This window comes from Sphingopyxis sp. GW821-FHT02C12 (genome assembly GCF_059421785.1).
In genome coordinates this window covers 150,908-167,075 of the sequence record NZ_JBWKVQ010000001.1, presented here as the reverse complement: position 1 = coordinate 167,075, position 16,168 = coordinate 150,908, and the positions used below count along the sequence as shown (strand labels likewise).

Annotated in this window: 10 protein-coding genes; 4 read left to right on the top strand and 6 right to left on the bottom strand. The window is 65.6% G+C overall.

What is annotated here, in order from left to right; translation table 11 throughout:
• The first annotated feature begins 83 nt into the window (after positions 1-83).
• Positions 84-2,024, top strand: coding sequence for an isoaspartyl peptidase/L-asparaginase (locus AC07U1_RS00730; protein ID WP_495178584.1), 1,941 nt, complete (start codon positions 84-86; stop codon positions 2,022-2,024).
• A complete protein-coding gene (locus AC07U1_RS00725) occupies positions 2,024-2,470 on the top strand; it encodes an Lrp/AsnC family transcriptional regulator (protein WP_056343352.1) in 447 nt (148 codons plus the stop codon). The genes AC07U1_RS00730 and AC07U1_RS00725 overlap by 1 nt, the downstream gene beginning before the upstream one ends.
• 86 nt (positions 2,471-2,556) lie before the next feature.
• On the opposite strand, the gene AC07U1_RS00720 is transcribed toward AC07U1_RS00725, so the two are convergent.
• The 4 genes from AC07U1_RS00720 to AC07U1_RS00705 form a co-directional block, all read right to left on the bottom strand.
• The gene (locus tag AC07U1_RS00720; RefSeq protein ID WP_495178583.1) at positions 2,557-4,101 is read right to left on the bottom strand and encodes an AMP-binding protein; all 1,545 of its coding nucleotides are present in this window, start codon (positions 4,099-4,101) and stop codon (positions 2,557-2,559) included.
• 12 nt (positions 4,102-4,113) lie between these two features.
• Entirely contained in the window at positions 4,114-5,235 is a 1,122-nt protein-coding gene (locus AC07U1_RS00715; RefSeq protein ID WP_187142040.1) for a DUF5938 domain-containing protein, read from the bottom strand.
• 32 nt (positions 5,236-5,267) lie between these two features.
• A complete protein-coding gene (locus tag AC07U1_RS00710) occupies positions 5,268-6,038 on the bottom strand; it encodes an SDR family oxidoreductase (RefSeq protein WP_495178582.1) in 771 nt (256 codons plus the stop codon).
• A gap of 77 nt (positions 6,039-6,115) precedes the next feature.
• Positions 6,116-8,698, bottom strand: coding sequence for a TonB-dependent receptor (locus tag AC07U1_RS00705; protein WP_495178581.1), 2,583 nt, complete (start codon positions 8,696-8,698; stop codon positions 6,116-6,118).
• Positions 8,699-8,880: 182 nt separating this feature from the next.
• On the opposite strand from AC07U1_RS00705, the gene AC07U1_RS00700 reads away from it, so the two are divergent.
• Positions 8,881-11,559: a LuxR C-terminal-related transcriptional regulator gene (locus tag AC07U1_RS00700; RefSeq protein WP_495178580.1), complete on the top strand. Its 2,679-nt coding sequence runs from the start codon at positions 8,881-8,883 to the stop codon at positions 11,557-11,559.
• Between the two features lie 36 nt (positions 11,560-11,595).
• Here the strand turns inward: AC07U1_RS00700 and AC07U1_RS00695 are convergent, their stop codons facing one another.
• On the bottom strand, positions 11,596-12,966 hold the full coding sequence (locus AC07U1_RS00695; RefSeq protein WP_495178579.1) for an MFS transporter: 1,371 nt from the start codon (positions 12,964-12,966) through the stop codon (positions 11,596-11,598).
• 72 nt (positions 12,967-13,038) lie between these two features.
• Positions 13,039-13,821 carry a FadR/GntR family transcriptional regulator gene (locus AC07U1_RS00690; protein ID WP_495178578.1) on the bottom strand — a complete coding sequence of 261 codons (783 nt, stop codon included), beginning with the start codon at positions 13,819-13,821 and terminating at the stop codon, positions 13,039-13,041.
• A gap of 146 nt (positions 13,822-13,967) precedes the next feature.
• On the opposite strand from AC07U1_RS00690, the gene AC07U1_RS00685 reads away from it, so the two are divergent.
• Complete coding sequence (locus tag AC07U1_RS00685; RefSeq protein WP_495178577.1) at positions 13,968-16,139, top strand: TonB-dependent receptor; 2,172 nt, start codon at positions 13,968-13,970, stop codon at positions 16,137-16,139.
• Positions 16,140-16,168: the final 29 nt, after the last annotated feature.

Sequence of the window (16,168 nt, the reverse complement as noted above, 5' to 3'; positions counted from 1 at the left end):
CAATATGTCGAATCTGGAAATCATATTGTCTTTTCAGGTCGACATTATGTAACATCCGCCCGTTCATTGGGAGAAGGAAAGCCATGCTGCGCGCGTTCATCAGGGGAATCCGGCTGCTGTCGATCGCGATGCTCGGTATCGCCCTGACCCCGGCCGCCGCGAAGGAGGCGAAGGAAAAGCCCGTCGAACATTATGTTTTCGGCAAGCTCGACACCCCAACTCCCGGCCCCGTGTCGGGCGGCCTGCTGCTGATGGGCGGCGGCGACCGCAATATCGACGCGATGAAATGGTTCTTCGGCAAAGCCGGGCGCGGCCATATCGTCATCATCAGCGCCTCTTATGGCGAGGAGATGGGCAAGGAATTCTTCGACGAGATCGGCGGCATCGAGTCGGCCGAAATCTTCGTCTTCCACGCGCGCTCGCAATCGACCGACAAGAAGATACTCGCCCGGCTGCGCAAGGCCGACGGCATCTTCATCGCCGGCGGCGACCAGGCGCGCTACGTCCGCTACTGGCGCGGCACCCCGGTCGCCGAGATTCTCGACGCGCATGTCGCGGCGGGCAAGCCGCTCGCCGGGACCAGCGCCGGGCTCGCGATGCAGGGCGAAAAACTTTATGGCGCGATGGACGACGGCAGCATCCGGAGTCCCGAGGCGCTTGCCGACCCGCTCGGCCCCGCCAACACGATTGAGGGCGATTTCCTCCATCTCGCGCTCTTGAAAGGCGTCGTCACCGACACCCATTTCAAGGAGCGCGAGCGGCTCGGCCGCCTCTTCGCCTTCGTCGCCAAGGCGCAGGTCGGGCGCGACCCCGCGCTGCCCCCGATGCTCGGCCTCGGCGTCGATGAAAGCGCCGCGCTGGCGGTCGAACCCGACGGCCGCGGGCGGATCTATGCGACCGCGCCCGACGGCTATGCCTGGGTCGTCGACGGCGCCGGGTTGAAAGACGTCACCGCCGGCCGCCCGCTTGACGCGCCGCGTGTGAAGGTGACGGGGGTGGGCCCGAACTCGGTGATCCACCTGCCCTCGGGCCGCGTCGACAATCCGGTGTTCGAGCGCCACTATGCCGCGCGCGCCGGGGCGATCGCCGAAGTGCCGCGCTGGTCGCTCGCGATCCATGGCGGCGCCGGGGTGATCGAACGCGGATCGCTGTCGCCCGAAAAGGAGGCCGCCTATCGCGCCGGTCTCGACGAGGCGCTGCGCGCCGGCAGCGCCGTGCTCGACAAGGGCGGCCCCGCGCTCGACGCGGTCGCCGCGGCGGTGCGCGTGCTCGAGGACAATCCGCTGTTCAACGCCGGGCGCGGCGCAGTCTTCACCGCCGAGGGCAAGAATGAACTCGACGCGGCGATCATGGACGGCAAGACGCAAAAGGCCGGCGCGGTCGCAGGGGTCACCCGCACCCGCCACCCGATCGACCTCGCGCGCGCGGTGATGGACCGGAGCCCGCACGTCATGCTGGCGCGCGACGGCGCCGACCGTTTTTCGGTCGAGCAGGGGTTGGAACAGGTCGACCCCAACTGGTTCCGCACCGAGGAGCGCTGGCAGCAATTGCTGGCCTGGCGCAAGAAGCAGCAGGCGGCGATCGATCCCACCCATTTGTTCGGCACCGTCGGTGCGGTCGCGCTCGATGCCGAGGGCCATCTCGCCGCTGCGACCTCGACCGGCGGCATGACTGGCAAGCGCTGGGGCCGCATCGGCGATTCGCCGATCATCGGCGCCGGCACCTATGCCAAGGACGGCCAATGCGCGGTGTCGGCGACCGGGTCGGGTGAATATTTCATCCGCGAAAGCGCGGCACGCCAGCTCTGCGATCGCGTCGCGTGGAAGGGCGAAAGCCTGAAGGACGCGGCGCAGGCGACGATCATGGCGGTCGGCGCGATCGGCGGCGACGGCGGGCTGATCGCGATGGGCCCCGACGGCGACCCGGCCTTTGCCATTAACGACCTTGGCATGTATCGCGGGCGGATGAGCGCCGGGGGGACTCCACAAACCGCGATCTTAGCCGACGAAAAGCTGGCCGACTGATGGCCAGCGGGGGCGTCACGCTCGACGAGATCGACGAACGCCTGCTGACCCTGCTCCGCGACGACGCCCGCCAGACGATCGCGCAGCTCGCCAAGGAATTGGGCATCTCGCGCGGGCAAATCTATTCGCGCCTCGCGCGGCTGGAGGAAGGCAAGGTCGTCGCGGGCTACACCGTGCGGCTCGGCCATGCTTTCTCGGCAAGCCGGGTCCGAGCGCATATGATGATCAAGACGCTGCCCCGCTTTCACCGTGAGGTCGAGCAGGCGCTCGCTGCGCTGCGGCAGGTTCAGGCGGTCCACGCGATCAGCGGAGAATATGATATCATTGCGATGCTCGAGGCCGAGGACGGCGTCCAACTCAACGAGCTGATCGACGATGTCGGCCTCCTTGAAGGTGTCGAACGCACGACCACGTCGGTCATTCTCGCCACCAAGATCGAGCGATAGCGTAGAGCGAGTTCGCCGATTTTATCGAAAGCTATTGAGAGCGGCGCCGGAAACCGGGCGACGGCGCGTGATCGCCGCTGGTCCGGTCAGCCGTCGTTGGCCGCCGCCAGTTTCTGCGCGCGAATATCCTTCTTGAGCACCTTGCCGACCTTCGATCGTGGCAGATCGGTCCAGATTTCGAGGGTCTTCGGCGCCTTGACGCTGCCGATCGCCGCCTTGACCGATGCGATGATGTCGGCCGGGTCGGCACTTTGCCCCGCGCGCAATTGCACGACGGCGCAGACGCGCTCACCCCATTTGTCGTCGGGCAGGCCGAACACCGCGCTGTCCTGCACCGCCGGATGCGCGAGCAGCGCCGCCTCGACCTCGGCCGAATAGACGTTGAAGCCGCCGGTGATGATCATGTCTTTGGCGCGGTCGACGATGAACAGGAAATTGTCGGCATCGAGATAGCCGATGTCGCCGGTGCGGTGCCAGCCGTTCACCGTCGCCTCGGCGGTCGCAGCCGCGTTCTTGTAATAGCCGTCCATGACCAGCGAGCCTTTGACGACGATCTCGCCGCGTTCGCCCTGCGGTAGCTCCTTGCCATCGCTATCGATGATCGCGACTCGGACCAGCGGCCCCGGCCTGCCCGCCGATGACAGGCGGTGGCGCGCGACCGATCCGTCGGGGTTGAAATGATCCCGGGGCGCCATCATCGAAATCATCATCGGTGCCTCGGTCTGGCCGAAGAGCTGCGCCATCACCGGGCCGATTTTCTCGATCGCCTCCTCCAGCCGGACGGCGGAAATCGGCGCGGCGCCGTACCAGAAGCATCTCAGCGACGAGAGGTCGGTCGCGGGCAGCGCGGGGTGGTCGAGCAGCATGTAGATCAAGGTTGGCGGCAGGAATGTGTGCGTTGCGCGGTGCTGTGAAGCGAGCGACAGGAATTCGCCGATATCGGGATAGGGCATGATCACGACTTCGCCGCCATGCGCGAGAATCGGGAAGGCGAGCACGCCCGCCGCGTGGGTGAGCGGCGCCATCGCGAGATAGACGGGGCGGCCCTCGAACGGATAGCCCATCAGGGTGAGCGCGGTCATCGCCTCGAGATTGCGATTGGTCAGCATCACCCCCTTGGGGTGGCCGGTGGTGCCGCCGGTGCCGGGGAGCATCGCGAGGTCGCTGACGGGGTCGGCGGTGAAGGGGCTGTCGTCGGCGCCCGCCAGCCACTCCGCCAGCGAAGGCGCGAAGGGCTGTTCGGCGTCGAGGCAGACGAGCAGTTTCAGCTTGGGCAATTGCCCGCGCAGTTCGTCGACGAGATCGGCGAACTTCGAATGGAAGATCAGCGCCGAGCAGTCGAAATTGTCGAGAACGAAGGCGTTTTCGGCCGCTTCGTTGCGCGGGTTGATCGGGCACCACACCGCTGCGGCGCGCGAGATGGCGAAGACGCAGGCGAAGGCGGTGGGATCGTTGCCCGACAGGATCGCGACATGCTGACCCGGCAAAATGCCCGACGCGTTCAGTCCGTGCGCGACGCGGTGCGTCAGCGCCTGCACATCCGCATAGGACAGGCTCTGCCCGTTCATCGTCAGGCAGGGGGCATCGGCGCCCAGCGACGCCCCCTTGTCGAGCCAGTCGACCAGCCGCATCAGGCGCTCTGGTCAGTCATGGACAGTGACGATCGGTTTCAGCACCAGCCCGAACTGGCGCAGGCTGCCGAGGATTTCGCGGTGTCCGAAGGCCTGGCAAGCCGAGGCGAAGCCGGTGCGGCGCGGGGCCTGCTGGAGCAGGTTCGCCGCGGCCCAGGCCTGCATCAGCCCGGTCTGCTTGTAATTGCAATTGCCGTGGATCAGCACATGGACGCGGCCGAGCGGACCCGAGGCATAGACCGAGTCGATGCTGGTGTTGAGCCGCGGATTTTCGCGCGGCGGCATGTCGCCCTGTACCGATTCCGCCATTTTTGCGAGCGCCGCCTCTTGTTCGGCAAAGGGTAGCGGCTTGATGTCGGTGTCGATCATCTTGGTCATCGCGACGACATTGTCCATGACCTCGCGCGCGAAGACGCCGCCATAGACCTTGACCGTCGAGACGCGCGGATCGGTCTTGAACCAGATCGGGTGCGAAGTGCCGCCCCAGGGCAGGGTGAGCGCGGTGGCATGCTGGCCCGGCACCTGACATTCGGTCGTCGTCAGCGTCGGCCACTGAACATATTGGTTGTTCTCGAGATAATACCAGTCGGCCTTGAGGATCGTAAAAATCGTCTGGACCGAGGCATAGGTCGGGAAGCCTTTCCACAGCACCAGCATGTCGAGCGTGTCGAGGCCGGGCATGGTTTCGAGCGCGATATTCGCCGCGATTTCGCCGGTCGTGTACATTTGCGCGACGCAGGGCGAGAGGAGGAGGCCCTTCTTGGCGAAGGCGTCGCCCCATTTTTCCTGCGCGAGCAGCATCCAGTCCTGTTCGCCGGTCGTGTCGAGATAGTGGCAGCCGGCGGCGAGTGCAGCTTCGACCGTCTCGGGCCCATATTTGATGAAGGGGCCGACCATGTTGCACACGACCTGCGCGCCCTTGAACAGCTTGGTCAGCGCCGCGACATCATGCTCGACCTCGGCGACCTCATAGTCGGCGGTCTCGATGCCGGGAACCTTGTCCATCACCTCTTGCACACGCTTGGCGTCGCGCCCGGCGGCGATGAACGGGATGCCGAGTTCGCGCAGATATTCGCAGACGAGGCGACCGGTGTAGCCCGAGGCGCCATAGACGATGACCGGCTTCTTGCTCATGTCATTATTCCCTAGTTTGAAAGAGTTGGAGATCAGATCGCGGTGTAGCCGCCGTCGACGATCAGCTCGCTGCCGCACATGTAAGCGGCATCGTCGCTAGCGAGGAACAGCAGCGGACGGGAGATTTCGCGCGTCGTCGCCATCCGGCCGAGCGGGATCGCGCCGACCGTCGCGGCGGCGAAATCGCCGGCGGCGTCGCCAAGGCTGCCGACCGCGTCGGCGACCAGCTTGGTCTCGCAATAGCCCGGATGAAGCGAGTTGATGCGCACCGGCCAGCCCTTGCGCGCGCAATCGACCGCCGCGGCCTTGGTGAACATCGCGACCCCGGCCTTGCTGGCGTTATAGGCGGGGAAGAGTGGCTCGGCGACATTGGCGGCGATCGAGGCGACGTTGACGATCACACCGCCCTTGTCCTTCATCGCCGCGATCCCGGCGCGGGTGCCGAGGAAAACGCTCTCCAGATTGACCGCCATCAGCCGCTGCCATTCGCCGAGGCTGGTATCGACGACCGATTTCAGGAACCCCATGCCGGCGTTGTTGACGAGGATGTCGAGCCCGCCCTCGCGCGCGACGATATCGGCGATCAGCACGCCCCACGCGGCCTCGTCGGCGACGTCCTGCCGCCGCGCCTCGGCCTTGTGCCCCTCGGCGCGGATTGCGGCGGCGGCAGCCTCCGCCTCGTCGCCGTCGATATCGGTGATCGTCACCGATGCGCCTTCGCGGGCGAATTCCTGTGCCGCCGCCAGCCCGATGCCGCGCGCGGCGCCGGTGATCAGCACGCTCTTGCCTGAAAACCGCATCATCGGATGCTCCTTGCCTGGTCGGGGGTGGGACCGGCGGGCGGGAGGAGGGGTGCCCGCCGGTCCCCGGGGGTAAGCGATCAGAACTTCGCCGTCAGCTCGACGCCATAGGTGCGCGGGGTGCCGCGATTGAGATAGTCGAGACCGAAGATGTCGATATTGAGCCCGTAGCTGTAGTAGAATTTGTTGGTCAGATTCTTGACCCACAGGCTGGCGGCATAATTACCATGCTCGAAGGTCAGCCGGCTGTTGACGAGCCAGTATCCGGGGTTGCCACAGGTGATCGCAGGACCGGCGGGGCGGACGTTGCCGGGCGCGCCGGCGCGGTCGCACGGGTTCTGGCCATAGTCGCCGAACGGGTCGAAATAATATTTGCCGGTGTAGGCGGCATCGGCGCGCAGCGTCAGCTTGTTGTCGCCGCTGTCGATCACGTCCCAGTCGACCCCTGCCGAGAAGGTGGTGCGCGGGGCGTTGGGGAAAGGATTGCCGTTGACGTTGCGGGTCGGACTCGACGGATCGGTCGGGTCGATCACATTGCCCTTATATTTGCTGCGCAACAGGCTCATCGACGCGTCGAAGCGCAGGAAGTCGGCGGCCTGGATCGTCAGCTCGGCCTCGCCGCCGTAGAGGCGCCCGTTGGCGCTGCGGGTGAAGGTCGTCGCGCCGATGACCTGCGTCACCTGATGGTTCTTATAGTCGTAATAGAAGCCCGCGAGATTGAGCTGCACGCGGCGGTCGAGGAAGCGCATCTTGAGTCCGCCTTCATAGGCGTTGATCTGCTCGGGCTGGATATAATAGACCTGATTGGTGCCCTGATAGGCGAGGCCGTTGAAGCTGCCGCTGCGGTAACCGCGGCTGTAGTTCAAATAGCCCATCATATCGTCGGCGAAGTCATAGCTGATGTTGACGCGGCCGGTCAGGCGGTTCGCCTTCTCATTCTGCTCGAGCGCCGGAGCGTTCGGGTTGTAGGGGAAGGTGTAAGGGATGGTGCTGGCGCGGATCGTGCCGCCGAGGTCGTAGAGTACCGTGCGGCCGTTCTGATATTTGACCTTGTCCATCGTGTAGCGGAGGCCGACGCTGACCGTCAGCGCGTCGGTCAGGTCATAGCTGCCGTCGAAATAGATCGCCGCCGACGGTCGTTTGATTGTGTAGCTCTGCTCGCCGCTGATCGGGCCGAAGGGCGGGGCGCCCGCTGCGCGGCACGCCGCCGAGATCGCGCCGCCGAAGCCGCCGCCACCCGAATTATTGACCTGGATATCGGTGAGCAGCGCGATCAGCGACCGTGCGTCGAGGAAGCCGTTGGGGTTGCCCGTCGGCACCGCCGAGCAATTGGCGGGGTTGGTCGGATCGAGCGCCGGGTTGGCCGCGAACGCCGGGATGATCGCCGCCGCCTGCGGCGCTGACACCGGGGCGTTGAAGAAGGAGGTCGGTACCCCCGCACCGAGCAGGATCGGTTTCAGCACCCCGAAGAAATCGATCTCGTTGCGCGTGTCGATCTTGTCGACGCCATAGTAGAGGCCGGCCACCAGATTGAGCCGGTCGCCCTTGTAATTGAAGCGCAGGTCCTGGTTGAAGTTCTGGCTGACCGAATTGTAGCGCAGCGCGCAGACGCTGTTCGGCGAACCATCGCAATCAAAGGGCGAATTGCGATATTTGCCGCCGTCATAACCGGTGATCGAGGTGACCGAGACCGTATCGCTGAGCTCGACCGCGATGTTGAGCGCGACCCCGCGCGACGAGGTGAAATAACGCCCGCCGGTGTCAGCCGCGACCTCGTTCTTGCCGAGCGGCGCGCCGCCGTTCTGCGCCGGATCGAAGCGCGAATAGCCGAGCACGTCGCGCCCGCCCGCGAGCTGGCCGAGGGCATAGGGGTTTGGCGCGAGCGGATTGTCGCGCGCGAAATAGCCCTTCAGGTTGATGTCGACCGTATCCGACGGTTTCCAGCGCAGCGACACGCGGCCGGCGACGGTGTTGGTCGTGCCGACATGGCGGTCCTGCACCGGGTTATATTGCCAGCCATCGCCCTTGGCGAAGGTGCCGGCGAAGCGGATGCCGAGCTTGTCGGGGACCAGCGTCGCCTCGAGTGCGCCCTCGACGGTCTTGGTGTCGTAATTGGCGTAGCCGACGGTCAGCGTGCCGTTGCTCGCGCCAAGCTGGGGCTTGTTGCTGAAGAAGCTGATCGCGCCGCCGGTGGTGTTGCGGCCGTACAGCGTGCCCTGCGGCCCGCGCAGCACTTCGACGCGTTCGAGGTCGTAGAGCTGCTGGCCGTGGCTGGCGCGGAAGCTTTGATAGACTTCGTCGACATAGACCCCGACCGGCGACGCGGTGGAGGCAGAAAACTCGTTTGCTACCGACACGCCGCGCAGCGAGAAGTTCGGCTGGGTGCGGCCATAGGGCGTCGTGATCTGGAGGCTGGGAACAAAGCCCTGAAGGTCGGAGGTTTCGCTGACCCCGCGCGATTCGAGTTCGTCGCCGGCGAGCGCCGAGACTGCTACCGGAACGTCCTGCAAATTCTGCGCGCGTTTCTGCGCAGTGACGACGATTTCGGCGATGCCGCCGCTTTCGGTCTGCGGCGCCGCGGTATCCTGGGCGAAGGCGGCACCATGCCAGCCGATCAGCATGGTGGTGGACAGGCAGGTCGCCAGAAAGGCTTTCTTGGTCATATCGTCTCTCCCAAGGATCGCGACCCGGTTCTTTGCGGGGCCGTCGATGGAAGGAGGCTATGGCGGTGGCGGTCGCGGCGACAGGCCAAGCGGCGGGGGGAGCGATGGGGGGGATGGCTGCGCGCCGCTTGCCGGGCGGCCTCGCGCGGCGTAGCCAGTGGGAATAAGGGAGGGGCACACGCATGACCGTCCAATCGGGATCGAGGATCGAAGCGAAGGCGCTGCTGCGCGCGGTGCCGCCTGCCGATCGGCCGCGTTTCGTCCGTCGCCAATATGTGCCGCCGCGCTTTCCGCCCGATCTCGTCGGACTCGATTCCATGCGGCCTTGGCTCGACAGGCTGGCGGCCCACGAACTGTGTGTCGTTCGTGCGCCGGCCGGCTATGGCAAGACCGCCTTTTGCGCGGCGCTGTTTGCCGAGGCGCAGGAAGCGGGCTGGGACACGGCCTGGCTATCTTTCGAAGCCGACGGCGATGATGCGGGCGCCGTCGAGCGAATGGTTCGGGCGGTGATGCTGGCGCGCGGCGATGCGGTTTCGGACGACGGATCGGAACCGACGCCGGCGGCGGAACTCGCCGATGCGCTCGCCGAAAAGATAGACGCGGGCAACCAGCCGCTGCTGCTTGTCCTTGACGACATCGACCGGCTGGGCGACGCCCATGCGCTCGATGTGCTGGGTCGGCTGCTTCGCCATCCGCCCGCGCAATTGCGGCTGGTGCTCGCGAGCCGCGCGATACCGGCGGTGGCGATCGAGGCGGCCGAACGGCGCGGCATGGCGCTCCACATCGGCCGCGCGGACCTTGCGCTGACGGGCGAGATGCTGCGTGCTTTCCTGCAAGGTGCGGGGGTGAGGCTCGATGCGCAGGGCCATGTGTCGCTCAGCGCCCTGCTCGAAGGCTGGCCGACCGGGGCGCGGTTGGCGGCACAACAGGGCGAGGCGCTTTCCCGCGATCGCGACTGGAACGGCTTGACCGGCCGGATCGAGGCGCATCTTGCGACGCTTGTGAGCGAATTGTCCGAAACGAAGCTTCGCTTCCTTGGCCGTGTTGCGGTCGCCCCGAAACCGGATACCGATCTAGCGCGATTGCTCAGCGGCGATGCCGATGCCGCTGGCCTGCTACGCGATCTCGCCGCCGAGGGGCTGTTCGTCGAGCCGGTCGCCGACGGCGGTGGCGGCTACCAACTTCATCCCGCCTTTCGCGCCGCATTGCTGCGCGGCGTCGATCGCGACAGCCGGGCGCAGTTGCACCGCGTCGCCGCACGTCATTATGCCGCGCAGGGGATGAAAGGCGAAGCTGTCGATCAGGCGCTTGCCGGTGGCGATCCGGCGCTGGCCGCCGGGTTGCTGGCGCATATCGCGATGCCGATGCTGGCGCGCGGCGAGATTGGCCGGGTGGCCGACTGGATGGGTCGGCTGGCGCCCGAAGATATCGCCGAAACGGCGGGCCTTCGCGTCGCCGATGCCTGGCTTTCGGTGCTCACCGCGCGCCCTTATGCGGACGTCGCCATCCAGGCGGCCGACGGCGAGGAGGCAGAGGCCGCCGCCATCACCCTGTTCAATCGGGCCTATGCCGGCGACCGGATCGACGAAGTCGCCGAGACCTGCGACCGGCTTCTCGCCGCGCCTGACGATCTGTCCGATTTTGCGGTCGCAATGCTACGCGCGATGCGCGCCCATGGGGCATCGCGGCGCGGCCTGTTCGGGCTGGTCCATGATTCGGTCCGTCCGCTGATGCTGCGCGGCGCGGGACAACCGCTCGACCTGCCGTTGGCGATGGCGGTCTGCGCGCGCGCGGCGGCATCGCGGGCGCTGGGGCAGCTCGGTGAGGCCGAGCGGCTGTTGCGCGATGCGCAAAGGGCCGCTGCCGGTGCCAATCTCGCCGCCGCGCTGGTCGATGCCGCGCTGGCGCGCTGTTGTTACGAGCGCGACGATCCGTTGGCCGCTGCCGCGCTGGCCAATGCGGCGCTGCCATTGCTCGAAAACAGCGCCTTCCAGGATGCCGTGACCCATGCCTTCCTCGTCGCGATCCGCGTCGCGGCGAGCATGGGGCGGACCGATGAGGCCGCGGCCCTGACCGACCGTGCCGAACTGCTTGCCTTCAAGCGAGGCTGGCTGCCGCTCAAGGCGCTTTGCATCGTCGAACGCGCGCGGTTGCGGCTGCCGCCGACGATCGATGCCGAAGCGGTGGTGGCGATCGCCGACGAGGAAGCTGCGGTGATCGATCCGCTGTCGGCGCAGGGCCGCGCCTTTGCCCTGCTGTCCGAAGCCCGCGCCTATGAAGCGATCGCACAGGGCGACCGGCCGCGGCTGACGACGGTCGCCGAGCGACTGCTGCGGCTGGCGTCGAACGCCGACGATGCCGAACTGCGCGCCTCGGCAACGTTGTTCAATATCCTGCCGCAGCTCAGCGGCCGGTGCGACAAGATGGTCGAACTCGAAACGGTGCGTTTTCTCAACCACGCCGCGAGCGTCGGCTTCCGCCGCACGATCGTCGACGTGCTCGACGTCACCGGGGTGCGCGCGGTGCAGAATTTCTGCAGCGAGGCCTATAGCTCGGATTGTTTCCTCGCCTTGCTCAAGCTCGCCGATCCGGCGCGGCACGATCCGGCGCTCGAAGGCGCACACGTGCCCGCGCCGGGCGAGGCCTTTTCCTTCCTCACCGAGCGCGAGATCGAGATTTTGAGCGCGCTCAATGCCGGCGAGTCGAACAAGGAAATCGCGCGCACGTTGCAGCTCGCGCCCGAGACGGTGAAATGGCACCTCAAGAATGTGATGCGCAAATTGCGCGCGACGAGCCGCGAGGAAGCGGTGCTCAACGCGACGACATTGGGACTGAAGCTGATCGAGAGCGCCGCGCGCTAGCGCATAACCTAGGCCGGACGCGCTGGCCTGCCGGTGTCAATGGCTGGCCGAAGCGCCCGCTGCTTCGGCCTCGCCGACAGCCGCCCGCATGGCGCGCAGTCCGCACAAGAAGATGATGGTGACGATCGTTCCGCAGGCACCGAAGGTAAGAGCGAGCGACATCCCGATCGCGGCGGGGTCGCCGAACCAATGGTCGGTCATATAGCCGACGATCGCAGGGCCCGCCGACATCCCGATGATGCTGACCGCGAACAAATAGACTGCGGAGACCCGCCCGCGCAGCGGCGCGGGGGTGACCATCTGGATCGCCGACGCGCCGATCGCCCCCATGGCGAGAGGGAAGGAGGGGAGTGCCATCGCGAGGAAATAACCGCTCGGGCTCGATGCGAGATAGGCGGCGCTGCCGAGCAGCGCCAGCACCACGCCGCCTACGACATAATATCGGAAATGCGCGTCGTGCATGCCCTTCTGGAACAGATGATCGACGACCCGGCCACCCAGAAGCAGGCAGCACGCCCCGACGACGAAGCCGTAGGTCGACAGCGCATAGCTGGTCTCGCTGACGCTCCAGCCAAAGCTGCGCATCATGAAGGTCGGGGTCCAGGCGAGCCGCGCGTAGACGAGCGCCATGACCACCGAGAACCCAAGGATCTGGACGAAAAAGAACAGCTTCCTCGCGCGGATGAAGTCATAGACTTCGCCCCATCCCCGATGCTGCGTCTGGGCGATTTTCGGACGGGCGGGTTCATAAATGAACAGCGCGAGAAACGCCATGAAGATGCCCGGCAGGCCGGTCACGATGAAGGCGAACCGCCATCCGGCCGTCGGCCCGAGCAGGGGCAGGTCGACGCCATCTTTCGCCAGTTCGAGAATGGTGCCGCCGATGGCGAGCGAAAGCTCCGCGCCGAGCAGCGCCCCCAGCATGAAAACGGCGATCGCAAAGGTCAGCTTGCGGCGAGGGAAAAGATCGGCCAGCAGCGAATAGCAAGCCGGGGCGAGCGCCGCCTCTCCCGCGCCGACCAACATGCGCGCGAAGAGCAATTGTTCGAAATTCTGCGCCAGCCCGCACGACATCGCCGCGATCGACCATATCATGACGCCGCCGAGGATGATGTAGCGGCGCTTGTACCGGTCGACGGCCTGGCCCAGCGGCAAGCCGCAGACCGCGAACAATAGCGCGAAGGCGAACCCCTGGAGCAGACTGATCTCGAAATCGCCGACGCCGAATTCGGTACTGATCGGTTCGACCATCAGCGAGACGATCTGGCGATCGAGATAGGCCATCGCGAACAGCAACGTCATCAGGGCGGTGCTGGCCCAGGCGCGCGACGCCGGCGGATAGCCCTGCACCGCCGCATCGTCGTCGCGGGGACCCGCTTCCTCATCAACCGACGCGTCGTACCGCATTGTCTCTCATCCCATTCGCTAGCGCTTTTCTTTTATATGTTAGCGATATGGATTAAATGCGAAAGCGATTTCTCACTCGAAGGGAAAAGGCTTGAGTTTCCGGAGCGAGTTGGGCGTGATTTCCTGAAGGTTTTCGAGATAGCGCCGAAGGTAAAGCCGCCACAGGTCCGCTGCCGTATCGGCGTCGCGGCGTTCCATCGCGGCGATCATCTCCTCCTTCACCCCGATCGCCGCAAGATAGCGTTCGACCTGTTGTGGATGATGAGGCAGCCGGACAGACAGCAGCGACAACTGGCGGTCGGCGATCCCGCCGATCATCAGGCCCATCAGCCGCAGCGTCTCGCTCCCGCAATTTTCGACCAGCGTTTCGCGGAAGAGTCGGCCGCGGGCATAGAATTCGGGACGGTCGTGGACAAGGTAGCGCTGCGACGCCGCATTCTGCGCCAGTGCGGACAGAATGGCCGGCGTGACGTTGCGCGTCAGCGATGCGACCGCCGCGGTTTCGATCACGATGCGTGTTTCGAAGACTTCGGAAATCGTCGCGTTGCGCATCTGCAGAAAGACCGTGCAATAGGAAGCGAGGCGCGCTGCGTCGGGTTCGCGGACCCGGGCGCCGCCACGGCTGCCGCGCTCGACGCGAACCAGTCCTTCGGATTGCAGGATGCGCAGCGCCTCGCGGCACGACGGGCGCGACACTTCGAAACGCTGCATCAGTTGATGCTCGGCGGGCAGCATCGCGCCGACCGGCCATTCGCCGGCGGCGATTTCCTCGCGCAGATCTTCGGCCACACGTTCGGCGACGCTCGCCTTGTGGCCGCCGTTCGCTTCGTTTTCGATCAAATCCTGGTCGGTCATTGCAGAGCCATAAGGTCGCCGGTCGAATGTGACAAACACTATGGTATATCGATAGCGATTAAATCTAAATCGCTTGACAATTATGGCGTATGGCATTTGAAGCACGCCAAGCCGGCGTGTTTGACCGGCAGGATGGGAGAGAGACGATGACGAAGACGGTTCTGGGAATTGCCGGCATTGCTGCCACGCTCGCGGTCGCCGCGCCGGCCGCGGCGCAGATGAACGACGAAACCTCCGTCGCCAGCCCGGCGTCGGACGAAGGCGCAGCCGCAGCGGGCGATGGCGACATCATCGTAACCGCGCAGCGCCGCTCGGAACGTCTCGTCGATGTCCCGGCGTCGGTCGTCGCGATCAGCGGCGAGGCGCTGGCCCAGGCGGGAGTCAACGGGATCGAGGACCTGACGCGGCAGGCACCGGGCGTGCTGATCAACAAGACGGGCGCCTATGTGCAGCCCACGGTGCGCGGGATCGGCGCGAGCGTCCAGGGCGGCGGCGCCGAATCGAACATCGCCGTCTATGTCGACGGTGTCTATTTCGCGAGCCAGACGGGCGCGATGTTCGACCTGGTCAACCTCGAATCGGTGCAGGTCCTGAAAGGACCGCAGGGCACGCTGTTCGGCCGCAACGCGACCGGCGGCGCCTTGCTGCTGACGACGTTGACCCCATCTTTCACGCCGACCGGCAAGGCGTTCGCGAGCTTCGGTCGCTTTAATGAATATAAGCTCAGCGCCTATGCTTCGACCGGCCTCACCGACACCCTCGCCGCCGATATTTCGGTCTATCGCCGCCATACCAACGGGTTCATCCGCGACCTGCGGACCGGGGAGCGCCGGGGCGAGCAATCGAGCTTCGACATTCGCGGCAAGCTGCTTTTCGAGCCGAGCGACGCGGTGCGGTTCATCCTCGCGGCGTCGCATACCGAAACCAAGGATCCGTCGGGGCTGACCTATACGACGCTCAACGGCAATTCGGTCGGGCGGAATTTCCCCAATTCGGGTCCGATCGCCGTCGAGCGCGGCACGTCGTCGCAGGAAATCGCGACGCGGATTGAGGCCAAGGTCAACACGGTGTCGCTGCGCAGCGAGATCGACCTGGGCTTTGCGACGCTCAACACGATCAGCGGCTATATCGACGAACAGGACTTCATCGACGCCGACCTCGACTCGAGCTACGCGCCGTCGTCCTTCGCAACCTATGACCAGTTCAACGAAAGCTTCAGCCAGGAAATCAACCTGACCTCGCCATCCGGTGGCGATTTCTCGTGGGTCGCCGGCCTCTATTATTACTGGAACGCCGCCGGATCGGAGAATTGGCGCCTCAACGGCAACCCCTTCTATCGCGCGCGGATCACCAGCAACAGCATCTCGGGCTTCGCCGACGGGACCTATGACCTGGGTCCGGTGTCGCTCATCGCCGGGCTGCGCTACAGCAAGGAAAAGCGCGGGTTCCAGCGCGGCTTTCCGGGCGGCGCCTATACCGTCGATACCGACGTCACCTATACCAGCTGGACGCCGCGAGCGGGCCTCCGCGTCGACGTCGGGCCGCGCAGCAACGTCTATGCGACGTTCAGCCAGGGCTTCAAGAGCGGCACCTATAATCTGTCGTCGCCGAGCACCACGCCGGTGCGTCCGGAAAAGATCACCGCTTATGAAGCCGGCTTCAAATCGGCGAGCCGTGCGATCGATTTCAACATCGCCGCCTATCACTATGATTATCGCGACATCCAGGTGACCGCCTATGACTATACGTCGGGGGTCAGCCGGCTGTTCAACGCGGCGCGCGCCCGCGTCCACGGGATCGAGAGCGACGCGACATGGCGTCCCGCCGACAATTTCGACCTGCGTGCAGGGTTCGCCTGGACGCACGCGCGCTTCAAGAGCTTCCCCGGCGCGCCCGCCTTCTTCCCGCGGACGACGCTGACGAACGGCACGCCATGCCCTGACCTCAATTGCGGCAACGCCCAGGTCAACGTCGATGCCAGCGGCAACAAGCTGCTGCGCGCGCCCGAGTTCACCATCAGCGCGGGCGCCAATTATCACCTCGAACTCGCGGGTGGCAGCAAGATCAGCTTCGGCGTGCGCCCCTATTGGTCGAGCAAGATCAATTATTCCTTCCAGGAACGCATTTCGCAGCCGTCCTACTTCACGGTCGACGCCGACATTTCCTATTCGCCCAACGATCAGTTGCGCCTGTCGATCTGGGGCCGCAATCTGACCGACACCAAATATGCGACCTCGCGGTCGGAATCGTCGGCGCGCGACGCGATCGCCTGGGCGCAGCCGGTCACCTACGGCATCTCCGCCAGCTATAATTTCTGATATGGGGGCGCCGCGCGCGAGCCGCGCGG